At 73.8% G+C, this 22,888-nt stretch carries 24 protein-coding genes; 9 read left to right on the top strand and 15 right to left on the bottom strand.

Annotated elements, in window-relative coordinates; all coding sequences use genetic code 11:
* Window positions 1-24 precede the first annotated feature (24 nt).
* From ACZ7JZ_RS25350 to ACZ7JZ_RS25325, 6 genes are all read left to right on the top strand, one after another.
* Window positions 25-867 carry a nitrilase-related carbon-nitrogen hydrolase gene (locus ACZ7JZ_RS25350; RefSeq protein ID WP_470943121.1) on the top strand — a complete coding sequence of 281 codons (843 nt, stop codon included), beginning with the start codon at window positions 25-27 and terminating at the stop codon, window positions 865-867.
* Window positions 864-2,156 carry an aspartate aminotransferase family protein gene (locus ACZ7JZ_RS25345; RefSeq protein ID WP_470943119.1) on the top strand — a complete coding sequence of 431 codons (1,293 nt, stop codon included), beginning with the start codon at window positions 864-866 and terminating at the stop codon, window positions 2,154-2,156. The genes ACZ7JZ_RS25350 and ACZ7JZ_RS25345 overlap by 4 nt, the downstream gene beginning before the upstream one ends.
* An 89-nt stretch (window positions 2,157-2,245) precedes the next feature.
* A complete protein-coding gene (hydA, locus tag ACZ7JZ_RS25340) occupies window positions 2,246-3,646 on the top strand; it encodes a dihydropyrimidinase (protein ID WP_470943117.1) in 1,401 nt (466 codons plus the stop codon).
* A gap of 26 nt (window positions 3,647-3,672) precedes the next feature.
* Window positions 3,673-4,692, top strand: coding sequence for a TIGR03842 family LLM class F420-dependent oxidoreductase (locus ACZ7JZ_RS25335; protein ID WP_470943115.1), 1,020 nt, complete (start codon window positions 3,673-3,675; stop codon window positions 4,690-4,692).
* A gap of 71 nt (window positions 4,693-4,763) precedes the next feature.
* Complete coding sequence (locus ACZ7JZ_RS25330) at window positions 4,764-5,585, top strand: inositol monophosphatase family protein (RefSeq protein WP_470943113.1); 822 nt, start codon at window positions 4,764-4,766, stop codon at window positions 5,583-5,585.
* A gap of 69 nt (window positions 5,586-5,654) precedes the next feature.
* Window positions 5,655-7,073, top strand: a complete 1,419-nt coding sequence (locus tag ACZ7JZ_RS25325) for a phytoene desaturase family protein (RefSeq protein ID WP_470943112.1) — start codon at window positions 5,655-5,657, stop codon at window positions 7,071-7,073.
* A 50-nt stretch (window positions 7,074-7,123) separates the two neighbouring features.
* On the opposite strand, the gene ACZ7JZ_RS25320 is transcribed toward ACZ7JZ_RS25325, so the two are convergent.
* The 3 genes from ACZ7JZ_RS25320 to ACZ7JZ_RS25310 form a co-directional block, all read right to left on the bottom strand.
* Complete coding sequence (locus ACZ7JZ_RS25320) at window positions 7,124-7,414, bottom strand: hypothetical protein (RefSeq protein WP_470943110.1); 291 nt, start codon at window positions 7,412-7,414, stop codon at window positions 7,124-7,126.
* 356 nt (window positions 7,415-7,770) lie between these two features.
* Window positions 7,771-8,424 carry a hypothetical protein gene (locus ACZ7JZ_RS25315; protein ID WP_470943108.1) on the bottom strand — a complete coding sequence of 218 codons (654 nt, stop codon included), beginning with the start codon at window positions 8,422-8,424 and terminating at the stop codon, window positions 7,771-7,773.
* Window positions 8,421-8,975, bottom strand: coding sequence for an SH2 domain-containing protein (locus tag ACZ7JZ_RS25310; RefSeq protein ID WP_470943107.1), 555 nt, complete (start codon window positions 8,973-8,975; stop codon window positions 8,421-8,423). Before ACZ7JZ_RS25310 ends, ACZ7JZ_RS25315 begins: the two co-directional genes overlap by 4 nt.
* A 174-nt stretch (window positions 8,976-9,149) precedes the next feature.
* Here ACZ7JZ_RS25310 and ACZ7JZ_RS25305 point away from each other — a divergent pair, with 174 nt between their 5' ends.
* Window positions 9,150-9,518 carry a hypothetical protein gene (locus ACZ7JZ_RS25305; protein ID WP_470943106.1) on the top strand — a complete coding sequence of 123 codons (369 nt, stop codon included), beginning with the start codon at window positions 9,150-9,152 and terminating at the stop codon, window positions 9,516-9,518.
* Window positions 9,519-9,583: 65 nt separating this feature from the next.
* Here the strand turns inward: ACZ7JZ_RS25305 and ACZ7JZ_RS25300 are convergent, their stop codons facing one another.
* The 4 genes from ACZ7JZ_RS25300 to ACZ7JZ_RS25285 all read right to left on the bottom strand — a co-directional run bounded on the left by ACZ7JZ_RS25300 (window position 9,584) and on the right by ACZ7JZ_RS25285 (window position 11,388).
* Window positions 9,584-9,964 (bottom strand): PRC-barrel domain-containing protein, encoded by a 381-nt coding sequence (locus ACZ7JZ_RS25300; RefSeq protein ID WP_470943105.1) that lies wholly within the window; start codon window positions 9,962-9,964, stop codon window positions 9,584-9,586.
* Window positions 9,965-10,022: 58 nt separating this feature from the next.
* Window positions 10,023-10,277, bottom strand: a complete 255-nt coding sequence (locus ACZ7JZ_RS25295) for a DUF6213 family protein (RefSeq protein ID WP_470943103.1) — start codon at window positions 10,275-10,277, stop codon at window positions 10,023-10,025.
* Between the two features lie 10 nt (window positions 10,278-10,287).
* A complete protein-coding gene (locus tag ACZ7JZ_RS25290) occupies window positions 10,288-10,554 on the bottom strand; it encodes a hypothetical protein (protein WP_470943102.1) in 267 nt (88 codons plus the stop codon).
* A gap of 81 nt (window positions 10,555-10,635) precedes the next feature.
* Window positions 10,636-11,388: a hypothetical protein gene (locus ACZ7JZ_RS25285; protein WP_470943100.1), complete on the bottom strand. Its 753-nt coding sequence runs from the start codon at window positions 11,386-11,388 to the stop codon at window positions 10,636-10,638.
* A 249-nt stretch (window positions 11,389-11,637) separates the two neighbouring features.
* Between ACZ7JZ_RS25285 and ACZ7JZ_RS25280 the strand changes: the two genes are divergently transcribed.
* A complete protein-coding gene (locus ACZ7JZ_RS25280) occupies window positions 11,638-13,356 on the top strand; it encodes an acyl-CoA dehydrogenase family protein (protein WP_470943098.1) in 1,719 nt (572 codons plus the stop codon).
* Between the two features lie 228 nt (window positions 13,357-13,584).
* Here the strand turns inward: ACZ7JZ_RS25280 and ACZ7JZ_RS25275 are convergent, their stop codons facing one another.
* The 3 genes from ACZ7JZ_RS25275 to ACZ7JZ_RS25265 all read right to left on the bottom strand — a co-directional run bounded on the left by ACZ7JZ_RS25275 (window position 13,585) and on the right by ACZ7JZ_RS25265 (window position 16,272).
* Window positions 13,585-14,634, bottom strand: a complete 1,050-nt coding sequence (locus ACZ7JZ_RS25275) for a GNAT family N-acetyltransferase (RefSeq protein ID WP_470943097.1) — start codon at window positions 14,632-14,634, stop codon at window positions 13,585-13,587.
* Between the two features lie 154 nt (window positions 14,635-14,788).
* On the bottom strand, window positions 14,789-14,917 hold the full coding sequence (locus tag ACZ7JZ_RS25270; protein ID WP_470943096.1) for a hypothetical protein: 129 nt from the start codon (window positions 14,915-14,917) through the stop codon (window positions 14,789-14,791).
* A 206-nt stretch (window positions 14,918-15,123) separates the two neighbouring features.
* Complete coding sequence (locus ACZ7JZ_RS25265; protein ID WP_470943094.1) at window positions 15,124-16,272, bottom strand: glycerate kinase; 1,149 nt, start codon at window positions 16,270-16,272, stop codon at window positions 15,124-15,126.
* 142 nt (window positions 16,273-16,414) lie between these two features.
* On the opposite strand from ACZ7JZ_RS25265, the gene ACZ7JZ_RS25260 reads away from it, so the two are divergent.
* The gene (locus ACZ7JZ_RS25260; RefSeq protein WP_470943092.1) at window positions 16,415-18,106 is read left to right on the top strand and encodes a BCCT family transporter; all 1,692 of its coding nucleotides are present in this window, start codon (window positions 16,415-16,417) and stop codon (window positions 18,104-18,106) included.
* 38 nt (window positions 18,107-18,144) lie between these two features.
* Here ACZ7JZ_RS25260 and ACZ7JZ_RS25255 read toward each other — a convergent pair whose 3' ends face one another.
* The 5 genes from ACZ7JZ_RS25255 to ACZ7JZ_RS25235 all read right to left on the bottom strand — a co-directional run bounded on the left by ACZ7JZ_RS25255 (window position 18,145) and on the right by ACZ7JZ_RS25235 (window position 22,819).
* Complete coding sequence (locus ACZ7JZ_RS25255; protein ID WP_470943091.1) at window positions 18,145-18,660, bottom strand: methylated-DNA--[protein]-cysteine S-methyltransferase; 516 nt, start codon at window positions 18,658-18,660, stop codon at window positions 18,145-18,147.
* 62 nt (window positions 18,661-18,722) lie between these two features.
* Window positions 18,723-20,204, bottom strand: coding sequence for an AlkA N-terminal domain-containing protein (locus ACZ7JZ_RS25250; protein WP_470943090.1), 1,482 nt, complete (start codon window positions 20,202-20,204; stop codon window positions 18,723-18,725).
* 74 nt (window positions 20,205-20,278) lie between these two features.
* A complete protein-coding gene (locus ACZ7JZ_RS25245) occupies window positions 20,279-21,172 on the bottom strand; it encodes a hypothetical protein (RefSeq protein WP_470943089.1) in 894 nt (297 codons plus the stop codon).
* A gap of 137 nt (window positions 21,173-21,309) precedes the next feature.
* Window positions 21,310-22,092: a CDP-diacylglycerol--serine O-phosphatidyltransferase gene (gene pssA / locus ACZ7JZ_RS25240; protein WP_470943172.1), complete on the bottom strand. Its 783-nt coding sequence runs from the start codon at window positions 22,090-22,092 to the stop codon at window positions 21,310-21,312.
* 70 nt (window positions 22,093-22,162) lie between these two features.
* A complete protein-coding gene (locus ACZ7JZ_RS25235) occupies window positions 22,163-22,819 on the bottom strand; it encodes a phosphatidylserine decarboxylase (RefSeq protein WP_470943088.1) in 657 nt (218 codons plus the stop codon).
* Window positions 22,820-22,888: the final 69 nt, after the last annotated feature.

Here is a 22,888-nt window from a genome sequence, read left to right as displayed (position 1 = left end):
GACGTCCCGTCGAAGGAGCAGCTCATGGCCCACGTCGTCCGCGCCGCCCTCGTCCAGGCCACCTGGACGGGCGACACCGAATCCATGATCGCCAAACACGAGGAGCACGCCCGGGCCGCCGCCCGCGACGGCGCCCGGATCATCGGGTTCCAGGAGGTCTTCAACGCCCCGTACTTCTGCCAGGTGCAGGAGCCGGAGCACTACCGCTGGGCCGAGCCCGTCCCCGACGGGCCCACGGTCCGCCGCATGCAGGACCTCGCCCGCGAAACCGGCATGGTGATCGTCGTGCCCGTCTTCGAGGTCGAGCAGTCCGGCCTCTACTACAACACCGCCGCCGTCATCGACGCCGACGGCAGCTACCTCGGCAAGTACCGCAAGCACCACATCCCCCAGGTCAAGGGCTTCTGGGAGAAGTACTACTTCCGCCCGGGCAACCTCGGCTGGCCCGTCTTCGACACCGCGGTCGGCAAGGTCGGCGTGTACATCTGCTACGACCGGCACTTCCCGGAGGGCTGGCGCGCGCTCGGCCTCGCCGGGGCCCAGATCGTCTACAACCCCTCCGCCACCCACCGCGGCCTGTCCTCCTACCTCTGGCAGCTGGAGCAGCCCGCCGCGGCCGTCGCCAACGAGTACTTCGTCGCCGCGATCAACCGGGTCGGCCAGGAGGAGTACGGGGACAACGACTTCTACGGGACGAGTTACTTCGTGGACCCGCGCGGCCGCTTCGTCGGGGACCCGGCCAGCGACAAGGAGGAGGAACTCCTCGTCCGCGACCTGGACTTCGACCTGATCGAGGAGGTCCGCAACCAGTGGGCCTTCTACCGCGACCGCAGGCCCGACGCGTACGGAGGACTGGTCCAGCCGTGATCACACCCCTGTCCCTGCACAGCCGCCACCGGTCCGTGCTGCCCGACTGGCTCGCCCTGTACTACGACCGCCCGATCGAGCTGACCCACGGCGAGGGCCGGCACGTCTGGGACGCCGACGGGAACCGCTACCTCGACTTCTTCGGCGGCATCCTCACCACCATGACCGCGCACGCCCTGCCCGAGGTCACCAAGGCCGTCGCCGAGCAGGCCGCCCGGATCGTGCACTCCTCCACGCTCTACCTCAACCGGCCGATGGTCGAACTGGCCGAGCGGGTCGCCGCCCTCTCCGGGATCCCCGACCCGCGGGTCTTCTTCACCACCTCCGGCACGGAGGCCAACGACACCGCCCTGCTGCTGGCCACCGCCTACCGGCGCTCCAACCAGGTCCTGGCCATGCGCAACAGCTACCACGGCCGGTCCTTCGCCACCGTGTCGATCACGGGCAACCAGGGCTGGTCCCCGACCAGCCTGTCCCCCCTCCAGACCCACTACGTGCACGGCGCCGTCCGCAGCCGCGGCCCCTTCGCCGGCCTCACCGACGAGCGGTTCACCGAGGCCTGCCTCGCCGACCTGGAGGACGTGCTCGGCCAGGCCCGCGGCGGCATCGCCGCCCTGATCGCCGAACCGGTCCAGGGAGTCGGCGGGTTCACCTCCCCGCCCGACGGGCTGTACGCCGCCTTCCGCCAGGTCCTCGACCGGCACGGCATCCTGTGGATCAGCGACGAGGTGCAGACCGGCTGGGGCCGCACCGGCGACCACTTCTGGGGCTGGCAGGCCCACGCGCAGAACGGCCCGCCGGACATCCTCACCTTCGCCAAGGGCATCGGCAACGGCATGTCCATCGGCGGGGTCGTCGCCCGCGCCGAGATCATGAACTGCGTGGACACCAACTCCATCTCCACCTTCGGCGGTTCGCCCGTCACCATGGCAGCCGGCCTCGCCAACCTCGGCTACCTCCTCGAACACGACCTCCAGGGCAACGCCCGCCGGGTCGGCGGTCTGCTGCTGGAGCGGCTGCGCGCCGCCTGCGCCGGACACGCGCACGTCCGCGAGGTCCGCGGCCGCGGCCTGATGGCCGGCATCGAACTCGTCCACCCCGGCACCGACCGCGCCCACCCGCAGGCGGCCGCGGCCGTACTCGAAGCCGCCCGCGAACGGGGCCTGCTGCTCGGCAAGGGCGGCGGGCACAACACCAGCGTGCTGCGCATCGCACCCCCGATGACCCTCACCGTCGCCGAGGCGGAAGAGGGCGCAGCGATCCTCGAAGCAGCCCTGAACACCCTCTAACCCGAGGCGCCTTCGCAGGGTGCGGGGCGCCGCGAGCGCCCCGCACACCCCGAACGCCCGGGCCGACCGGGAGACTTGGGAGACCAGGCATGAGCACCCGCACCCTGATCCGCGGCGGCCTCGTCGTCACCGCCGCCGACGAGGTCCACGCCGACGTACTGATCGAGGACGGCCGGATCGCCGCCCTGGCCGCCCACGGCTCGGCCGCCGCCGAGGCCTGGACCGCCCCCCGTGTGCTCGACGCCACCGGAAAGTACGTCATCCCGGGCGGCGTCGACGCGCACACGCACATGGAACTGCCCTTCGGCGGCACCTCCGCCTCCGACACCTTCGAGACCGGCACCCGCGCCGCCGCCTGGGGCGGCACCACCACCATCGTGGACTTCGCCGTCCAGACCGCCGGCCGCTCCCTGCGCGAGGGCCTGGACGCCTGGTACGCCAAGGCCGACGGCAACTGCGCCGTCGACTACGGCTTCCACATGATCCTCTCGGACGTCAACGAGCACACCCTCAAGGAGATGGACCTGCTGGTCGGGGAGGGGATCACCTCCTTCAAGCTGTTCATGGCCTACCCGGGGGTCTTCTACAGCGACGACGGGCAGATCCTGCGGGCCATGCAGCGGGCCTCCGGCAACGGCGGGCTGATCATGATGCACGCCGAGAACGGCATCGCGATCGACGTGCTCGTCGAACAGGCCCTGGCCCGCGGCGAGACCGACCCCCGCTACCACGGGGAGGTGCGCAAGGCCCTCCTGGAGGCCGAGGCCACCCACCGGGCGATCCAGCTGGCCCGGGTGGCGGGCTCCCCGCTGTACGTGGTGCACGTGTCGGCGCAGGAGGCGGTGGCCGAGCTGGCCGCGGCCCGGGACCTGGGGCTGCCGGTCTTCGGGGAGACCTGTCCGCAGTACCTGTTCCTGTCCACCGACAACCTGGCCGAGCCGGACTTCGAGGGCGCCAAGTACGTCTGCTCCACGCCGCTGCGCCCCCGCGAGCACCAGGCGGCGCTGTGGCGGGGGCTGCGGACGAACGACCTCCAGGTGGTCTCCACCGACCACTGCCCGTTCTGCTTCCGCGGGCAGAAGGAGCTGGGCCGGGGGGACTTCTCGAAGATCCCCAACGGGCTGCCGGGGGTGGAGAACCGCATGGACCTCCTCCACCAGGCCGTCGTGGACGGGCACATCAGCCGCCGCCGCTGGATCGAGATCGCCTGCGCGAGCCCGGCCCGGATGTTCGGCCTGTACCCGCGCAAGGGCACCATCGCCCCGGGATCCGACGCCGACGTCGTCCTCTACGATCCGCACGCCGAGCAGGTCATCTCCGCCGAGACGCACCACATGAACGTGGACTACTCGGCGTACGAGGGCAGGCGGATCACCGGACGCGTAGACACGGTCCTCTCCCGCGGCGAACTCGTCATCGAGGGAGGCGAGTTCACCGGGCGTACCGGACACGGCGCCTTCCTCCACCGCTCCACGAGCCAGTACCTCTGATCCTGCGTCACCAGCTAAGGAGTGGCATGGACTTCGGTCTCGTCCTGCAGACGGACCCGCCCGCCTCCCAGGTCGTCAGCCTGATGAAGCGCGCCGAGCGCAACGGGTTCCGCTACGGCTGGACCTTCGACTCGGCCGTGCTCTGGCAGGAACCCTTCGTCATCTACAGCCAGATCCTCGCCAACACGCAGAAGCTGCACGTCGGCCCGATGGTCACCAACCCCGGCACCCGTACCTGGGAGGTGACCGCCTCCACCTTCGCCACCCTCAACGACATGTACGGCAACCGCACCGTCTGCGGGATCGGCCGCGGCGACTCCGCCATGCGCGTGGCCGGCCGCGCCCCCAACACCCTGGCCCGGCTGGGCGAGGCCATCGACGTCATCCGCGACCTCGCCGAGGGCCGGGAGGCCGAGGTCGACGGCAAAGCGCTCCGCATCCCCTGGATCAAGGACGGGAAGCTCCCCGTCTGGATGGCCGCGTACGGTCCCAAGGCCCTCGCCCTCACCGGGCAGAAGGCCGACGGGTTCATCCTCCAGCTCGCCGACCCGTTCCTCACGGAGTGGATGGTCAAGGCCGTACGGCAGGCCGCGACCGACGCCGGCCGCGACCCGGCGTCGGTGGCCATCTGCGTGGCCGCCCCCGCGTACGTGACGCAGGACGACAGCCCCGCGGCCCTGGCCCACGCCCGCGACCAGTGCCGCTGGTTCGGCGGCATGGTCGGCAACCACGTCGCGGACCTGGTCTCCCGCTACGGCGAGCACTCCGCGATGGTCCCCGAGGAGCTCACCGCGTACATCAAGGACCGGCACGGCTACGACTACAGCCACCACGGCCGCGCCGGGAACCCCTCCACCGACTTCGTCCCCGACGAGATCGTCGACCGCTTCTGCCTCCTGGGCCCGGCCGAGGCCCACATCACCAAACTCCGCCACCTGCGCGACCTGGGCGTCGACCAGTTCGCCGTCTACGACATGCACGACGCCCGCGAGACGACCATCGACGCGTACGGCGCCTCCGTCATCCCGGCCCTGCGCACCCCCTGACCCGGCCGCCCGGTGCCGCCGGACCGGCGGCGGCGCTGGGGATCGGGGCGCGGGCATGGTGTGATGGGGGCATGATCGAAGAATTTCTTGCACACCGGCTGTCCGATGTCGAGGAAGCCGTCCGCGCCGCGGCGGCCGCCGAGATCATGCCGCGGTTCCGGAAGCTCGCCGAGGACGAAGTCGACCACAAGAGCGGCCCCCACGACCTCGTGACCGCCGCGGACCGGCTCGCCGAGGAGCACCTCACGGCCTCCCTCACCAAACTGCTGCCCGGCTCCGCGGTCGTGGGGGAGGAGGCCGTACACGCCGACCCCGCCGTCTACGGCGCCCTGCGCGGGGACGCCCCCGTGTGGATCGTCGACCCGGTCGACGGCACCCGGCAGTTCGTCCACGGCGAACCCGCCTTCTGCACCCTCGTGGCCCTCGCCCTGCACGGCGAGATCCTCGCCTCCTGGACCCTCGCCCCCGCCCTGGACGAACTCGCCACCGCCGTCCGCGGCGCGGGCGCGTACGTCAACGGGCAGCGGATCAGCGCCGGTTCGCCGGAGCCGGGCGCCGAGCTGCGCGTCGCCACCGCCCACCCCCTGTACACCAGCGACCGCGACAAGCAGGCCCTGGCCCGCCTCCAGGTCCCCGGAATCGCCCCGCGGGCCTGCGGATCGGCCGGACTCGAGTACCTGAAGGTGGCCCGCGGCGAGATGGACGCCCTGGCCTTCACCTGGCCCTCGGCCTGGGACCACGCCGCCGGACTGCTCCTGGTCGCCGAGGCGGGCGGGGCGCAGACCACGGTCGCCGGCGAACCCTTCCGGGTGGACCGCGACAACGCCCTGCCCTTCGCGGTCGCCCGCGACCGCGCCACCGCCGAGCGGGTCCGGGACCTGCTCAGGGGATAGTCGTGGAGCCCCTCGAGGGCGGCCCCATATCCTGGGGCCAGTGCCGCCCGGCGACGAAGGAGTCATGAGGTGCCGTCGATTCTCGATGCGGTCGTGGTGGGGGCGGGGCCCAACGGGCTCACGGCCGCCGTCGAACTGGCCAGGCGCGGCTTCTCCGTCGCCGTCTTCGAAGCCCGGGACACGGTCGGCGGCGGTGCGCGCACCGAGGAGCTGACGCTGCCGGGCTTCCGGCACGACCCCTGCGCCGCGGTGCACCCGCTCGGCGCGGGCTCCCCGGTCTTCAAGACCATGCCGCTGGACCGCTACGGGCTGGAGTGGCTGCACGCCCCGCTGCCGATGGCACACCCCTTCGACAACGGCACCGCCGCCGTCCTGGCCCGCTCCGCGGCCGAGACCGCCGCCTCCTTCGGCCCCCGCGACGCGGGCGCCTACCGGCGGCTGGTCGAGCCCTTCCTCGGCCGCTGGGACACCCTGGCCCGGGACTTCATGTCCCTCCCCGGAACGGCCCTGCCCCGCGACCCGGTCACCCTGGCCCGGTTCGGGCTGGCCGGGCTGCCGCCCTCGACCTGGCTGCTGAGCCGCTTCCGCGACGAGCGGGCCCGCGCCCTGTTCGCGGGCCTCGTCGCCCACGTGATCGCCCCCCTCGGCGGGATCGGCACCGGCGCGGTCGGCCTGGTCTTCGCCCTCGCCGCCCACGAGAACGGCTGGCCCATGCCCCGCGGCGGCTCCCAGTCCCTCTCGGACGCCCTCGCCGGCTACCTCCGGGACCTCGGCGGCGAGATCCACACCGGCGTCGAGGTCAAACGCCTCGACGAACTCCCGCCCGCCCGCGCCTACATCTTCGACACCTCGCCCACCGCCCTCGCCCGGATCGCCCGCCTCGGCAACGCGTACGGCGGGTACCGGTACGGGGCCGGCGTGTTCAAGATCGATTACGCTCTGTCCGGCCCGGTGCCGTGGACCGCACCCGAGGCCCGCCGGGCCGGCACCGTGCAGATCGGGCCGCGGCTGCGCGATATCGACGCCGCCCTGCAACTGGCCAGCGGCGGCCGGGCCCCCCGCAACCCCTTCCTGATCACCGCCCAGCCCAGCCTGGTGGACCCCGGCCGCGCCCCCGAGGGCAAGCACGTCTTCTGGGCGTACGGGCACGTCCCGCACGGTTGGGACGGAGACCTCACCGAGGCCGTGGAGCGGCAGATCGAACGCTTCGCCCCCGGATTCCGCGACCTGGTCCTCGCCCGGGCCACCGCCGGCCCGCCCCAACTCGCCCTCCACAACGCCAACTACGTCGGCGGCGACATCGCCTGCGGCTCCGCCGCGGGCCTGCGGCTCCTGCTGCGCCCCCGGCCCACCCTGCGCCCGTACGCCACCGCCCACCCGGCCGTCTACCTCTGCTCCTCCGCCACCCCGCCCGGCCCGGGCGTCCACGGCATGTCCGGCCACAACGCGGCGAAGGCGGTCTGGCGACGGCTGCGCGCCGGCCTCTGAGGAACGCGCAACGCCCCGGCCGGAGCCGGGGCGCTGTGCGGGGGCGCGGGTCAGTGGAACTTGTAGCCGCCCGAGCCGGCGGCGCGGACCGAACCGACGCTGGAGCAGTACGCGTAGGACCAGTTGCCGCTGGTGGTGGTCACGCCGTAGACGGTCTTGCCGTTCTGGCACTTCGCGTAGGCGGAGTAGGCCCTCGAGGTGTTGGTGCACTTGACGCCGAACGTGGCCTGGTCCTGCCACGTCGTGCAGTTGGGCGCGGCGCTGGCGGCGCCCCCGCTGAAGACGACCGCGGAAGCGGCGATGGTGGCGGCGGCAAAGGCGCTGGCAAAGGATCGCATCATGACTGCATGACTCCGGTATCGGAAATGTAATTCGAGAATGCGGACGCGCTCTCGATCTCTTCGTATTCCGCCGCGATTCCCGATTCGTATGTCCCTGGGGAATGCGGCGGCGAGGAGCAGTAGAGCAGCAGCTCAGCGCCCTCGCCAGGGCGCTGAGCTGCATCTCGAGCGGAGTCTTGGAGTCCTTCCAGTGGGGGACTACCGGTCGCGCAGTTGGTTTTCCGATTCAGGAAACGGGATTCTTTGTCCCGTTTTCCGGTGCTGAATTACGGCGGCCCGTCCCGGCATTCGGACGGTCGTGGCGGGTGTTTCCGCCACCGGCTGTCGAATTCCGGCGGGTGCCCGCCCGCCGCGCCTCAGGTGGCCAGCAGGCGGTTGAAGAAGGACCGGTAGCGCTGGAGGGCGACGCGGAGCTCCTCGGTGGCGGGTTCGCCGCCGCCCTGCCACTGCCCGTCGAGCTCCTGCTTGTGCTCGGAGAAGTTCGCCGCCAGGTGCTGCATCACCGAGGCGACGAGGGCGTCGGCGGCGCGCACCGAGTCCTGGGGGTCGTCCACGAAACCGGCCTGGATGCGGCTCCACCGCTCGCGGAACGCGTCCGCCTCGGCGCGAGCCATGAGCGGCTCCTGCCGCGCGCCGTCGCCGTCCGCGGCCGGGTCGCCGTCCGTGGCCGGGCTCCCGCCGTCGTCCGCGGTCGGGCTCCGGCCCTCGTCCCCGGCCGGGTCGCCGTCCGGTGCCGGGCTCCCCTCTTCGTCCCGAACCGGGGAGCGGTCGCCGCCGCCCGCCACTCCTGCGGTGAGCCCGCCTTCGGCGGCCGCCTCGCCCGGGTACACGGCCGGCCCGCCGTCCTCCCGCGCTCCGTCCCGTGCGGGGTCCCGTACGCCGTCCCGGTCCCCGTCCTGCCCGGCCGCCTGCTGCCGGGCGAGGTCCTCGGTGGTCAGGGCCCGGTCGCCGTCGGCGCCGTCGTGGCCGGCGCCTTCGCGGTAGGTGGTCTCGTCTCGCATGGCGCTCACCCGTTCCTCGAAGGGCCGGCAGGGGTCAGGAGCTCGTCGAACAGGGCCCGGTAGTGGACCATCGCCCCGCGCAGCTCCTCGGTCGTGGCCCGGCCGCCGGAGCCCTCGCGGACCTGGACGTCGTGGGCCCGCCGGTAGTGCTCCAGCGTCTCGCCGTGCTCCACGGACAGGTCGCGCACCCGCTGCTCGTACCCCTCCGTGGGGTAGCCGCGGTCGCGCATGACCCGGGTCACGAGGGCGTCCGCCTCCCGGACCGTCTCGCCGGGGCTGTCCACGAACCGCTCCTGCACCCGGGTCCACTCCTCCGCGTACTTTCGCCGGTCGGCGGCGGGCAGTTCGCGCAGATCGAGTTCTTCGTGCCGCTGCCGGCGGCTGTGCAGCTCCCTGTCGGCCGCCAGGACGCCGCCCTCCTCCTCCGCCACGCGCCGGTACTCCGCGCCGAACTCCCGCTGGAGCCTGCGGTGGCGCAGGTACGCGGCGAGCCCGGTCAGCAGGGCGACCAGGACGATGGCCGAGGGGATGACGATGGCGAGCAGGGTTCCCGTTGACATCGTGTCCTCCCGAGGCCTCAGCCGGTGTGCTCAGGCCCGCGCCTGCCCGGCGGGGGCGGCGCCAAACCGGCCGCCCGGAGGCGTCCCCGTGGCCTTGGGGGCCCGTAAACCGGGTAGGCGCGCGGACGTGCAGGCCCCCCGCCGACGGGGGGCCGCCGCGGAAGGAGCGAGGCGATGAACGCGATGGACCAGGGCGGAGCGGGCGGGGTCCCGCTCGGTGACGCCGATCCGCACGGCCGCCGCCCGGAGGCGGGCGGGGGCGGCAGGAAGGCCGGAGGGGAGCACGCGGGCGGGCAGAAGACCGGCGGCGGGGAGACGCCGGGCCGGGACGAGGCGGGCGGGGAGAAGGCGCCCACCGTCACCCCGACCAAGGACAACGCCGGTGCGCGGGGCCGCCGCGCGGAGGACCGGTCCGGCGCGCAGTGGGAGCCCGCGGCCCCTGGTACGGGCAAGAGCCCGGAGGAGCTGAAACTCCTCCAGGACGACCTGCGGCGCGAGCGCGAACAGACCGAGGCGCGGGAGCGCGGCCGGGAGCGCGGCTGAGCGTACGGACGGCCCGCGGCCCCGGTGTTCCCGCCGGGGGCCGCGGGCCGCGGTGCGGGCCCGGCTCACATGTGCGGCATGCCGTAGTAGCGCCCGAACTGCTCGAGGTAGCCCTGCTCGTACTTCGGCTGCTGCCCGGCGTCCTCCGGGGCGTCCCGCTTCGCCTCGAACTCCGGGGCGTCCTTGATCTGGTCCTTCGTGCGGTTGACGTAGACCTTCTCCTCGGCGGTGTCGATGCGGCTGATCGTGCCCGCGGGCAGCAGCACCTTCTTACCGAAGATCCACACTCCGGTGTCCACGACCAGGTAGGAGGAGCCGACCTCCTCGGAGTGCTCGTCGATGGTGCCGATGCCGCCGTCGGTCGCCTCGACCTTGTAGCCGACGATGTCGAGGCCCTGCCGGTAGCCGGTGTCGGGGTGGTAGTGCCAGATGGTCCGCTCGGACATGGGGTGCCTCCGTGGCAACTCGGTTGTAGGGCCGAGTGGTTCGGCCCTCGTGCGGTCTTCAGCGGGTACGGCGGCGCCCGTCGTGCCCCTCGTGCGGCGGGACGTACGCGATGCACTCGACGTCGATCTGGTCGGCCAGTTCGGCCAGGACGCCCGCCAGGGCCCGCAGGGTCGTCGGGTCGAGCTCCGTCGCGCCCTCCTCGTCGGCGTCGATCCAGCCGCCCGCGATCCGCCGCAGCAGGGCGGTGACCTCGGCGGCCGGGATGAGCACGGTGCCGCCGGAGGTGGTGACCAGGGGGATCGAGGTGGTCACGGCACTGCCCTCAGGGGTCCCGGTCCGCGCGCGGCGGATCCGGTACGGCCCCGCGCATCGCGGGGTCGCGGGGCGTGCGCTCCGCGGAGCCGTCCCCGGAACCGTCCGCACCACCGCCCGATGCCGGCCGGTCCGGTCCGGGGGAGGTGTCGCGGATCTGCTCCTCGCGCCCCAGGCCGGGCGCCTGCCGCTTGTCGGCCATCCCGCCGCCGTCCTCCCGGCCCTCGCCCTGCCTGCTGCCGCCTTGCCTGCCCTCGCCCTGCCTGCTGCCGCCCATGGCGCTCCACGCTCCTCGGGTCGCGGTCCATCCCCCGCTACGGGTGCGGCTAACCCGCCAGCGCACCCCCAAACCCCTCCGTCACGCCGGTACGTCGTCCTCCCCGCCACCCGCGGCCCCCCGCGCCCGCAGGGCGGGCGGCAGCAGGTGGGACCGGCGCGGCCGGTCCGCGTCCTCGCGCGCCGCGCGTACGGCGTCCAGCGGCGGGGCCCCCGCCCCGGCCCCCGTCCGCGAGGGCGCGCCGGGCGCCCGGCCGTGGTCGTCGGCCGTGCCGCCCTCGTGCAGCGGACGCGGCCGCCCGCCATCCGCGGGCGCGGCGCCGGCGCGCGTACCCCGCGCTCCACCGCCGCCGGCACCGGCCTCCGCCCCGCTCCGGCGCTCGGATCCCACCGCTCCTGCTCCCTGCGGCCCCCTTCCCCCCTCCGGCCCGGTCTCGCGCCCCACCACCGGATCCGGTACGGAGCCCTCGGCGGCCGTCCGCCCCGGCGCCGCCGCCCGGAGCTGCCGGGCCGCCCGCTCCGGGCGGGCCACCGACACCGCCACCCGCCGCAGCCCCGACTCCGGGGCCAGCTCCAGGCACAGCACGGGCCGCCGCGCCCGCACGGCCACGAAGTCCTGCCCGCCGCCCGGCACCCGCCGGAACCCCGCGCAGCGCCCCGGCCGCCACCGCCCCGGCCCGGCCCGCCCGCGCAGGACCCGCCACCAGCTGGGCTCCACGCGCACCTGCCGTACGGCCGCCAGCGGCAGGCGCAGCACCCGCCGGCGCCCGGCCAGCGCCTCCACGGGCCCCAGCCGGACCACCACCTCGCCACCCTCCACCGCTACGCGTGCCATGCCGGTCCACCGTCCTTCCGCGGTCCTCCGCCCCCTCCCGTGCGGCTACCCCCGGCCCGCCCGGCCACCCGCGGAACCCCCACTTCCGCCCGCTCTCGTGCCCGTGGCGCCCGGTAACCCGGCGTAACCCCCGCACCCGGGGCCGCCGGGCGGGTGAGTCCCGTCTCACCCGCCCGGCACGGCTTGTCTGTGCAACTAGTTGCATAGAAAGATCGCTGACCGGACCCCCATCCCGGAAGGCGGAGCCCCATGGCCGAGCAGCTGCTGTTCAACCCGCGCACCTACGACCCCGCGCACTTCGACCCCGAGACGCGCCGCCTGCTGCGCGCCACCGTCGACTGGTTCGAGGAGCGCGGCAAGCGCAGGCTGCTGGAGGACTACCTCACCCGCGCCTGGCTCGGGGACTTCCTCGCCTTCGCCGCGAAGGAGGGCCTGTTCGCCGCCTTCCTCACCCCGGCCGCCGCCGCGACCGGCCCGGACCAGCGCTGGGACACCGCCCGGATCGCCGCCCTCAACGAGATCTTCGGCTTCTACGGGCTCGACTACTGGTACGCCTGGCAGGTGACCATCCTCGGCCTCGGCCCGGTCTGGCAGAGCGAGAACGCCGAGGCCCGCAGCCGCGCCGCCGAACTCCTCTCCCAGGGCGAGGTGTTCGCCTTCGGCCTCTCCGAGCGGACCCACGGCGCCGACATCTACTCCACCGACATGCTCCTGGAGCCCGACGGCAACGGCGGCTTCACCGCCACCGGTTCGAAGTACTACATCGGCAACGGCAACGCCGCCGGACTCGTCTCCGTCTTCGGCCGCCGCACCGACGTGGAGGGCCCCGACGGCTACGTGTTCTTCGCCGCGGACAGCCGCCACCCCGCATACCACCTGGTGCAGAACGTGGTCCACTCCTCCAAGTACGTCAGCGAATTCCGCCTGGAGGACTACCCGGTGGCCGCGGCCGACGTGCTGCACACCGGGCGCGCCGCCTTCGACGCCGCCCTCAACACCGTCAACGTCGGCAAGTTCAACCTGTGCACCGCCTCCATCGGCATCTGCGAGCACGCGATGTACGAGGCCGTCACCCACGCCCACAACCGCATCCTGTACGGCCGCCCCGTCACCGCCTTCCCGCACGTGCGCCGCGAACTCGCCGACGCCTACGTCCGGTTGGTCGGCATGAAGCTCTTCAGCGACCGCGCCGTGGACTACTTCCGCTCGGCCGGGCCCGAGGACCGCCGCTACCTCCTCTTCAACCCGATGACGAAGATGAAGGTGACCACCGAGGGCGAGAAGGTCATCGACCTCATGTGGGACGTCATCGCCGCCAAGGGCTTCGAGAAGGACACCTACTTCGCCAACGCCGCCGTGGAGATCCGCGGGCTGCCGAAGCTGGAGGGCACGGTCCACGTCAACCTCGCCCTGATCCTCAAGTTCATGCGCAACCACCTGCTGGAGCCGGTGGACTACCCCGCCGTCCCGACCCGGCTCGACGCGGCCGACGACGCGTTCCTGTTCCGGCAGGGTCCGGCCCGCGGCCTCGGCTCGGTCCGCTTCCACGACTGGCGCCCGGCCTACGACGCGTACGCGGAGGTGCCCAACGTCGCCCGCTTCCGCGAGCAGGCCGACGCGCTGTGCACCTTCGTCGCCACGATGGCGCCCGACGAGCAGCAGGGGCGCGACCTCGACTTCCTGCTCTCCGTCGGCCAGCTCTTCGCACTCGTCGTGCACGGCCAGCTGATCCTGGAACAGGCGCGGCTGACCGGGCTGGACACGGATGTGCTGGACGAGCTGTTCTCGGTGCTGGTGCGGGACTTCTCGGCGCATGCGGTGGAGTTGCACGGCAAGGACTCGGCCACTGCTGAGCAGCAGGGGTGGGCGCTGGGTGCCGTGCGGAGGCCGGTGGTCGACGGGGCGCGGGCGGCCCGCGTCTGGGCCCGCGTGGAGTCCCTGGCCGGGTCCTACGAAATGGCCCCGTAGCTCCGTCCGCTGCGCGGGGCCTTTCCCCTACCCGCCCCTTCCCGAACTGGGGCTCCGCCCCAGACCCCGCGCCTCAAACGCCGGCGAGGCTGGAGGTATCCAGCCCGCGCGGCGTTTGAGCGCACCGGGCGCGGAGCGCACGGTTCGGGGGTCCGGGGGTCCGGGGGCTTGCCCCCCGGTTTCGGGAAGGGGCGGGTCGGGGAACAGGCCCCGCGCAGCGGACCCGGGTCAGGCGCCCGGGGCCGACCAGATCAGCCGAATCAGCGCCGTACGGTAACCGGCCCGGCCGAACGCGGCAGCCATCGGCCCGTTCCCGGTATCGGTCGTGGCCGTCACCACCCCGGCCCCCGCCCCGGCGTGCACCCGCGTGATCTCCCCGAGGATCTCGTCCACGTACCCCCGCCCCCGCAGCTCCGGCACGACCCCCAGGTACCCCACGTTCCGCCCGTACGGCGTGGCGGACGGGACCGCGAGTCCGGCGAGCGCGCCGTCCGGGGTGCGGGCCAGCCGCCACCAGGAGCGCTCCCCGGGGCAGTCCAGGTAGAAGTCCATCTCCTCGCGCGCGGTCGCCTCCGGCCCGGTACGGGCGAGGCTGCGCCGGGTCTCCCCGTCCAGGCTGCCGACGGCGATCCGCCGGAACGCCTCCAGGAACTCCTCGTCGGAGCCCTCGGTGAAGACGAGCCGGCCCCCGTCCGCGGGCACCCCGGCGTCCGGGGTCCACTCCAGGCGCAGCCGCTCCACCTCGTCGGTGAGCCCGGCCGCGGCGGCCGCCGCACGGCGCCAGCCGACGGCCGCCGCAGCCGCGGGGTCCTCGCGCCAGCCGGGATCCAGACCGAGGTTGTACAGGGGGACCGTGTCCGCGCCCGCGGCGGCGAAGGCCGCCAGCGAGGCCCGGAGGAGCCCGCCCGCCACCTCCGCCTGTCCGCCCGCCTCGGGCAGGACGTGCAGGCAGTCGAGGGCGATGGGGTGGGAGCTGTCGGCCCGCCCCCACCACAGGGCCCGGCCCAGGATCCGGCCCGCGCCGTCCTCGGCGATCCAGGTCCACTCGGGCCGGTACATGCCCTCGGAGAGCTCGTCGCGGTAGCGGTCGGCCCCGATCCAGTGCACGGGCTCGTCGACGGTGAAGGCGGCGGCCCGCCCGGTATCGGCGGCCCCGGCGGCCCGGAAGACCACCGCCGGCGGCGGCGCCGGGCACACGGTCGGTACGTACGGTCCCGCGAACCCGGTGGAGGGAACGGAGGGATCGGAGGGGACGGGCGGGCGGGAAGCCTCGGGCATGCAGGAGCTGCTTTCGTCGGGCGGGTACTGCGGACGCAAACGATCACTGAGGCTAGGCGCCCCGCACCCGCCCCGGCCAGCCCTTTTTCCACACGCGCTGCCGACCCCCCGCCCCCGACCGCACCCGCCCCCCGCCCGGTCCGACCGCACCCGCTCAGTCCGACCGCACCCGCGCCGCCTCCCGCTTCAGCCGGGTGCGCAGCCACGCGTACAGCGCGGCCGCCAGGAACGACAGCGCGCACCAGCAGGCCAGTACCGTTCCGATCCATCCGAGCACGCTCATCGCCGTCCCCGTCCCGTCGCAGGGGTCCCGGAGAGGGCGTACCCGCCCGCGCCGCCCGGTATTGCAAGATCGAAACCCATGGCCCAAAGGTGCCACCGACAGGGCGACGCCCCCGCCCCGGCAGGCCGGGGCGGGGGCATCGAACGATTTGCCGCAGGTTCACCGCGTACGGTCCAGGGGCCGCCCCCGATCAGGGCGCGCCCCGGTCAGAGCACGTCCGCCGCGATGTTGCGGGCCACCTGCTCCAGCAGCGGGCCCGCGTTCGCGATGCACTTCGCCGTGTCGGGCTCGATCTCCGTCAGCGGGTACGCCCGCCGGATCCCGGCGCCCGCCAGGGCCTCCGGCGGCAGGGCGAGCCGACCGCAGACCGCCACGACCTCCTTGCCCGCCGCGCGCGCGGCCGCGGCCACCCCCGCCGGGGCCTTGCCGTGCAGGGTCTGCTCGTCGAGGGAGCCCTCGCCGGTGATGACCAGCGTGGCCCGCTCCAGCGCCGGGGCGAAGCCGAGCACCTCCAGCATCAGCTCGATGCCGGGGCGGAAGCTCGCACCGAGCAGCAGCGCGCCGTAGCCGATGCCGCCCGCGCCGCCCGCGCCCGGGGAGGCGGCCAGTTCGGCGGCCTTCGGGCCGATGGCCTTCTCCAGCACCTGCGCGTAGTGGCCGAGGGCCGCGTCGAGGGCGGCCACGTCCTGCGGGGAGGCGCCCTTCTGGGGCCCGTACACCGCCGCGCAGCCCTTCGGGCCGGTCAGCGGGTTGTCCACGTCGCTGGCGAGGACGAACTCGATGTCCGCGAAGCGCGGGTCCAGCCCGGAGAGGTCCGCCGAGGCCAGGCCGGCCAGGGGGCCGCCGCCGGGGCCCACCGGCTCGCCGTCCGCGTCCAGGAACACCGCGCCGAGGGCGGCGAGCATGCCCGCGCCGCCGTCGGTCGTGGCGCTGCCGCCGACGCCGAAGACGATCGTGGTGGCGCCCGCGTCGAGCGCGGCGCGCAGCACCTCGCCCGAGCCGTACGTGGTCGCGGTCAGCGGGGCGAACTCGCCCTTCGGGAGCAGCTGCAGCCCCGAGGCCTCGGCCATCTCCACGACCGCGGTGCCGCCGCGCAGGGCGTACGCGGCCGTGACCCGGTCGCCGAGGGGGCCGGTGACCCGGACCTCCCGGCGCTCGAACCCGGCCGCCACGGCGGCCGCGACCGTGCCGTCGCCGCCGTCCGCGACCGGGAGGGTCTCGACCTGCACCCCGGGGACCGCGGCCCTCAGCCCGGCCGTCACCCGCTCCGCGACCTGCACGGCCGTGAGCGAGCCCTTGAATTTGTCCGCGGCGATGAGTACGCGCGCGGCCTCAGTTACTGCTCCGTCCGTCACCTTGCTGATCCCTTGCTATCGAACGTGCAGTCGCGCCGCCCCGAGCCTATCCGGAGGATCCTCCTATGCCCATGGGTGCCCTGCGCCACACCCGGCGCGCCACGCCGGAAAATGGCGATATTCAACCCCATAGTGGGGCCGCATGAGCACGGATTCACTGGAACAGTCACGTCCGGACACTCCACCGGGCCCCCCGGGGGACGATTCCCCCGACCGGGCGGTGGTGGGCATCGGGGTCATCGCGGTCCTGGCCGTCGTCGCCTGGGCCGCGCTCGGCGGGGACTCCTTCGACAGCGCGTCGAGCACCGCCCTGACCTGGGTACTCAACAACTTCGCCTGGCTGTTCGTGATCGCCGCGGACGTGTTCCTGGTGATGTGCGTGGTCCTGGCCGTCAGCCGGTTCGGCCGGATCCGGCTGGGCGCCGACGACTCCGAGCCCGAGTTCTCGAACCTCGCGTGGATCGCGATGATGTTCAGCGCCGGCATGGGCATCGGCCTGATGTTCTACGGGGTCGGGGAGCCCCTGACCCACTACCTCGCCCCGCCGCCCGCCAGCGGGGCCCAGCCCCAGACCGGCGAGGCCGCCCGCGTGGCCCTCGAGTACTCCTTCTTCCACTGGACGCTCACCCCCTGGGCGATCTACGGCATCGCAGGCCTCGCCCTCGCGTACGCGACCTTCCGCAAGCGCCGCGGCAACCGGCTCAGCTCCGCCTTCGTCCCCCTGATCGGCGAGCGCCGGGCCGAGGGCTGGCAGGGCAAGGCCGTGGACCTGCTCGCCGTGTTCGCGACCGTCTTCGGCACCGCCACCAGCCTGGGCCTGGGCGCCCTCCAGGTCGCCGAGGGGCTCGACATCACCGCCGGGGTGGAGAACACCACCACCGTCCAGCTGGTCATCATCGCCTCGCTGTCGGCGGCATTCGTCCTGTCGGCCTTCTCCGGGCTGCACAAGGGCGTCAAGTGGCTGTCCACCCTCAACATCGTGCTCGCCGGCGTCATGATGCTCTTCGTCTTCCTGCTCGGGCCGACGGTCTACATCCTCGACGTCATCCCCGCGAGCATCGGCGGCTACCTCGACGACCTGCTGCCCATGGCCAGCCGTACCGGCGCCTTCACCGACAGCGCCTGGCTCGGCGCCTGGACCATCTTCTACTGGGCCTGGTGGCTGTCCTGGGCCCCCTTCGTCGGGACCTTCATCGCCCGGATCTCCCGCGGCCGCACCATCCGCGAGTTCCTCGTCGGCGTCCTGCTCATCCCCAGCGGCGCCACCGTCGTCTGGTTCTGCGTGATGGGCGGCACCGCCATCCGGCTCGACTCCACCGGGGCCGCCGACCTGGCCGCCGCGGTCAAGGACGGGGCCGAGGCCTCCCTGTTCGCCATGCTCGACGCCCTGCCGCTCGGCACCGTCACCTCGTACGTCGCCATGCTGCTCGTCATGACCTACTTCGTCACGAGCGCCGACTCGGCCTCCCTGGTCATGGGCTCCCTCACCAGCCGCGGCTCCCTCCACCCGCCGACCTGGCTCGTGGTCACCTGGGGCGTCCTGATGGCCGCCGTCGCCGCCGTCCTGCTGGTCGCCGGCGGCCTGAAGTCCCTCCAGACCGCCACCATCCTGGTCGCCCTGCCCTTCGTCATCGTCATGCTGCTGCTCTGCTGGGCCCTGGTGAAGGAGCTGCGCGCCGACCCAGGCGCCGGACCCGCCCGCCACCCGGCCCTCCACGGCCTGCGCGACGCCGTCAAGGCCATGGTCGGCGACGCGATCAGCGAACAGGGCGCCCCCGCCCGCCACTCCCGCCTGCGCCGCGCCGCCGACTCCCGCCGCGACCGCGAGGACTGACCGCCCGGGGCCGGGTGCCGGGGGTCCCGGCACCCGGCTCAGAAGAGCTGCTGGTCCGTACCGGCGCCCTCCCTGCCGCTCTCGAAGGCCAGCAGGCGCTGCTTGCGGTCCAGGCCGCCGCCGTATCCGGTCATCGCACCGGAGGCGCCGATCACCCGGTGGCACGGGACGATGATCGAGACCGGGTTCCTGCCGTTGGCCAGGCCGACCGCCCGCGAGGCGTTCGGCTTGCCCAGCCGGGCCGCCAGCTCCCCGTACGACCAGGTCTCCCCGTACGGGATCAGGACCAGCTGCTCCCACACGCTGCGCTGGAACTCCGTGCCCTCCATCCGCAGCGGCAGGTCGAAGGCCGTCAGCTCGCCGGCGAAGTACGCGGACAGCTGGCGCACGGCCTCCGCGAAGGGCTCCTCCCCGGGGCCGGTGCGGGTGCCGAAGGACTCCTCCGCGGGCCGGTGCCGCTGCCCCTCCATGTACACGCCGCAGAGCACGCCCCCGCTGGAAACCAGGGTGAGCGGGCCGTACGGGCTCTCGATGACGGTGTGCTGTCGTTCCATGACGGTGGCTTCCTGTCGCTTTCTGCGGATCGTCGTCGTGTCGGTGGTCGCGGGGGCGGGCTTCAGGACGGCAGGCGGTTCACCGGGTGGTCGTCCGTGGCCCACAGGTACTGCACGGCGTACGCCCGCCAGGGCCGCCACCCTGCCGCCCGCGCGGTCAGTGCCGCCGGGGTGTGCGGCAGGCCCAGCGCCCGGGCCGCCCGCCGCATCCCCAGATCGGTGGGGAGGAAGGCGTCCGGATCGCCCAGCGCCCGCATCGCCACCGCCTCCACGGTCCACGGCCCGATGCCCGGCAGGGCGCCCAGCCCGGCGCGCGCCCGCTCCCAGTCGCTGTCGATGCCCAGCGGCAGCGAGCCGTCGGCCAGCGCGCCGACCAGGGTGGTCAGGGTGGTGCGGCGGCTGCGCGGCAGGGCCAGCGCCTCCGGGTCCAGCCCGGCCAGGGCCTGCGGGGACGGGAACAGGTGCGTCAGCCCGCCCTCGGGGTCCTCGACCGGCTCCCCGTGCGCCGCGACCAGCCGCCCCGCGTGGGTCCGGGCCGCCGCCGTGGACACCTGCTGCCCCAGTACGGCCCGTACGGCGAACTCGGCCGCGTCCACCGTCCGCGGCACCCGGCGCCCCGGCGCCGCGTCCACGAGCGGCGCCAGCAGCGGATCGGTGCGCAGCCGTCCGTCCACGGCCTCCGGGTCGGCGTCCAGGTCGAGCATCCACCGGCAGCGGCTGATCGCGATCGTCAGGTCCCGCAGGTCGGTCAGCGCCAGCCGGCAGTCGATGTACCCGGGGCCGGGGGACAGGGCCGCGGTCCCCGTGCCGTACGGCAGCCGCAGGGTCCGCCGGTACGCCCCGCCGCGCCACTCCTCCACCCCCGGGACGGCGGTGGCCGCCAGGTGCCCGAAGAGGTTGTCCGGATGGAGCGGGGTCCGGTACGGCAGCCGCAGCGAGAGCGCCCCGGGGGTCTGCGGGGCCCGGCCGCCCCCGGACCTGCGCCCGGCGCGGGTGCGCAGCTCGCTGGGGGAGAGGGCGAAGACCTCGCGGACGGTGTCGTTGAAGGTCCGGATCGAGGAGAAGCCGGCGGCGAAGGCGACGTCGGCCATCGGCAGTGCGGAGGTCTCGATCAGCAGCCGGGCGGTCTGGGCCCGCTGGGCCCGGGCCAGGGCCAGCGGCCCGGCCCCCAGCTCGGCGCTGAGCTGCCGCTCGATCTGGCGGGTGGAGTAGCCCAGCCGGGCCGCGAGCCCGGGCACCCCCTCGCGGTCCACGACCCCGTCGCGGATCAGCCGCATCGCGCGGGCCACCGCGTCCGCCCGGGCGTTCCACTCCGGGGAGCCGGGGCTGGTGTCGGGCCGGCACCGCTTGCACGCCCGGAAGCCGGCCTGCTGGCAGGCGGCCGCACTGGGCAGGAAGGTCATGTTCTCGACCTTCGGCGGCACGGCCGGGCAGCTGGGACGGCAGTAGATCCGGGTGGTCAGGACGGCCGTGAAGAACCAGCCGTCGAAGCGGGAGTCCTTCGACTGCACGGCGCGCACGCAGCGCTCGGTGTCGGTGTGCATGCCTCAAGGATCCGGCACGCCGGGGGTCCGGGCTGGCGGTTTTCCGACATCGAGGTGCGGGGCGGTACGGGGTCTCAGCGCGCGGAGAGGCGCAGGGTCCAGTCGCCGTCGGAGGTCACGTTCACGTAGTACGGGCCGGATCCGTGGACCCGGGCGGTGGCGGTGCCCGTGGGGGCACCCACGGTGTTGAAGGGGGCCTCGATCCTGTTCCCGCCGGCGTCCAGCAGCCACACCATGAACAGTCCGTCCCCCTTGGCGGTGGCATCGAAGGCGACCGTGCCGGTGAACCGCAGCGGGCCCTCCAGCCGGTCGCCGGTGCCGGAGTAGCTCACCGGGAGGCGGGCCGGGTCCTCCCCGCGGGGGTAGCTGACCTTCACCGTCCAGGCCGCGTCCGCCACGACCCTCAGGTAGTGCTCCCCGGCCGCCAGGTGCTCCCCGGCCGTGCCCGCGTACGGGCCGACGGCATTGACCGGATGGGCGTGCGGCACGCCCTTGCCGTCGCGCAGCTCGACGATGAAGTTCTGGTCGCACGCCGGGCACGAGGACTCGAACACGGCCAGCCCCGCCGGGGCGGTGAACGCCTCGGTCACCTGGTTGCCCGTCCCCTTGAACGGCGCGGGCGGGGCCGGGGCCGCTGGCGGCGGCGGACGCCCGCCGCCCTCCGTACGCCCATCCGGGGTGGCGGCGGGCGCCGTCGTCTCCGCGGGGCGGCCGGTGCCGGGGGGCTCGGCCCCCGAGGGGTCGCGGGTGCGGTCCGAGAGGATCCCTACGACGAGGAGCACCGCGAAGGCGACGACTCCGCCGAGCGCCGCGGCCTTCATCCGCCCCAGCCGGGGCCTGTCGCCGCGCCCGCGGCCGCCGCGCCCGGGGCCGCCGCCGCGGCCGTCCGCACCGCCGCTGAGCGGACCGCGCGGGGGGCCGGCCGGACGGGGGCCGGGTATCCGTCCGGGTTCTCCGCCGTCGGTCATGAGTCCACGATCCCGCGTCCCGCCGCGTACGCAATCCGGGACCGGCCCGGTGCCCCCCGGCCCCCGGGCATGCGGAAGGGCCCTGGAACGCCGTAGAGGCGTTCCAGGGCCCTTCGTGGCCTTGCGGGACCGGGAAGCTAGCGGAGCCCGCTCGCACGGGCCTCGCGCCGGTTGTTCCGGAAGGTGTTCACCCGGCGGGTGGTCGCGAACAGCGGGATGGTCGCCGCGAGCACGATCTGCAGGGCGCAGCCGGTCTGCAGCAGCGCCGCACCGCCGGGGGCGTCGAAGGCCCACGCGGCCAGCAGGCCCATGGCGCCCACGATCCAGCTGAGCATCGCGACCGCCAGCACGCCGCGCGGCTTCGGGTACTCGACCCGGCTCACCATCAGCCAGGCCACCCCGATGATCGCCAGCAGCGTCGGGACGAACGGCAGCTCCAGCAGCACGATCGAGACGACCGTCAGCGCGCCGAAGGGGCTCGGCATGCCCTGGAACATGCCGTCCTTCATCGTCACGCAGCTGAACCGCGCGAGTCTGAGCACCACGGCGAGCAGCACCACGATCGCGGCCAGCGCCGACATCTTCTGGTGCGCGTCGTCGGCGACCATGCCGTAGACGAGCACGAAGTAGGCCGGGGCGAGGCCGAAGCTGATCAGGTCGGAGAGGTTGTCCAGCTCCGCGCCCATCGGCGAGCTGCGCAGCTTGCGTGCCACGAGCCCGTCGAACAGGTCGAAGACCGCCGCCAGCAGCATCAGTATCACCGCGGTGGCCGCGCTGTGCCGGGCCATGCCCGACTCGCCGCTGCCGGTGAGGTGCGGGATGAGGATCCCGGTGGTGGTGAAGTACACCGCCATGAATCCGCAGGTGGCGTTGCCGAGGGTGAGGGTGTCCGCTATCGACAGCCGCAGCGAGAGGGGCATCTCCTCGCCGTCGGTCTCCTCCTCGGCCTCCGGGACCCAGCCGCTCTGGGGCTTGGGATGAGTCTCGGGATCAGTCACGGTCAATTCGAGTCACTCCCGCCGTGGTGGCCTGTCCGACCTCGACCGCGACCTCGACTCCCTCGGGGAGGTAGATGTCGACGCGCGAGCCGAAGCGGATCAGACCGATCCGTTCGCCCTGTTCCACCTTGGTGCCCGCGGGCACGTACGGGACGATGCGGCGGGCCACTGCACCCGCGATCTGCACCATCTCGATGTCGCCGAGCTCGGTGTCGAAGTGCCAGACAACGCGCTCGTTGTTCTCGCTCTCCTTGTTGAACGCCGGAACGAACCCGCCGGGCACGTGCTCGACGGACGTCACCGTGCCCGCGAGGGGCGCGCGGTTGACGTGGACGTTCAGGGGGCTCATGAAGATCGCGACGCGGGTGCGCCCGTCCTTCCACGGCATGATGCTCTGCACCACGCCGTCGGCCGGGGAGATGACGCGGCCCTGGGCGATCTCGCGCTCGGGGTCGCGGAAGAACCACAGCATGCCCGCCGCGAGCGCGGTGGTGGGCACGGCCGCCGCGGCCCAGCGTCCGGACTTGCGGGCCCGGACGAGGCTGAGGGCCGCGGTGGCGACGGTCGGCAGAAGCCACGGCGATGCTCCGCGTGCGAGGCGTACGCCGGCGACGCTGTCTCGGTGTGCAGAGGTTTGGCTGTGGGGCATGGATGACCTTCGTAGCGGGTGATTGCCGCGCCGCAAACGGGGGGACGGGACGGCGGCTTTACTGGAATG

It is taken from the genome of Streptomyces sp. NPDC038213, from assembly GCF_055600495.1.
This window is presented reverse-complemented; position numbering and strand designations above follow the sequence as displayed.

Excerpts from the sequence above, each read along its gene's own strand:
- ACZ7JZ_RS25300 (WP_470943105.1), bottom strand. The coding sequence starts at position 9,964 with ATGTCCGAGCGGACCATCTGGCACTACCACCCCGACACCGGCTACCGG.
- pssA (WP_470943172.1), bottom strand. The coding sequence starts at position 22,092 with ATGCCCCTCTCGCTGCGGCTGTCGATAGCGGACACCCTCACCCTCGGC.
- ACZ7JZ_RS25255 (WP_470943091.1), bottom strand. The coding sequence starts at position 18,660 with ATGGAACGACAGCACACCGTCATCGAGAGCCCGTACGGCCCGCTCACC.
- ACZ7JZ_RS25270 (WP_470943096.1), bottom strand. The coding sequence starts at position 14,917 with ATGAGCGTGCTCGGATGGATCGGAACGGTACTGGCCTGCTGGTGCGCG.
- ACZ7JZ_RS25250 (WP_470943090.1), bottom strand. The coding sequence starts at position 20,204 with ATGCACACCGACACCGAGCGCTGCGTGCGCGCCGTGCAGTCGAAGGAC.
- ACZ7JZ_RS25275 (WP_470943097.1), bottom strand. The coding sequence starts at position 14,634 with ATGCCCGAGGCTTCCCGCCCGCCCGTCCCCTCCGATCCCTCCGTTCCC.
- ACZ7JZ_RS25310 (WP_470943107.1), bottom strand. The coding sequence starts at position 8,975 with ATGTCAACGGGAACCCTGCTCGCCATCGTCATCCCCTCGGCCATCGTC.
- ACZ7JZ_RS25330 (WP_470943113.1), top strand. The coding sequence starts at position 4,764 with ATGATCGAAGAATTTCTTGCACACCGGCTGTCCGATGTCGAGGAAGCC.
- ACZ7JZ_RS25290 (WP_470943102.1), bottom strand. The coding sequence starts at position 10,554 with ATGGGCGGCAGCAGGCAGGGCGAGGGCAGGCAAGGCGGCAGCAGGCAG.
- ACZ7JZ_RS25260 (WP_470943092.1), top strand. The coding sequence starts at position 16,415 with ATGAGCACGGATTCACTGGAACAGTCACGTCCGGACACTCCACCGGGC.
- ACZ7JZ_RS25245 (WP_470943089.1), bottom strand. The coding sequence starts at position 21,172 with ATGACCGACGGCGGAGAACCCGGACGGATACCCGGCCCCCGTCCGGCC.
- ACZ7JZ_RS25280 (WP_470943098.1), top strand. The coding sequence starts at position 11,638 with ATGGCCGAGCAGCTGCTGTTCAACCCGCGCACCTACGACCCCGCGCAC.
- ACZ7JZ_RS25350 (WP_470943121.1), top strand. The coding sequence starts at position 25 with ATGGCCCACGTCGTCCGCGCCGCCCTCGTCCAGGCCACCTGGACGGGC.
- ACZ7JZ_RS25335 (WP_470943115.1), top strand. The coding sequence starts at position 3,673 with ATGGACTTCGGTCTCGTCCTGCAGACGGACCCGCCCGCCTCCCAGGTC.
- ACZ7JZ_RS25235 (WP_470943088.1), bottom strand. The coding sequence starts at position 22,819 with ATGCCCCACAGCCAAACCTCTGCACACCGAGACAGCGTCGCCGGCGTA.
- ACZ7JZ_RS25320 (WP_470943110.1), bottom strand. The coding sequence starts at position 7,414 with ATGATGCGATCCTTTGCCAGCGCCTTTGCCGCCGCCACCATCGCCGCT.
- ACZ7JZ_RS25285 (WP_470943100.1), bottom strand. The coding sequence starts at position 11,388 with ATGGCACGCGTAGCGGTGGAGGGTGGCGAGGTGGTGGTCCGGCTGGGG.
- ACZ7JZ_RS25305 (WP_470943106.1), top strand. The coding sequence starts at position 9,150 with ATGAACGCGATGGACCAGGGCGGAGCGGGCGGGGTCCCGCTCGGTGAC.
- hydA (WP_470943117.1), top strand. The coding sequence starts at position 2,246 with ATGAGCACCCGCACCCTGATCCGCGGCGGCCTCGTCGTCACCGCCGCC.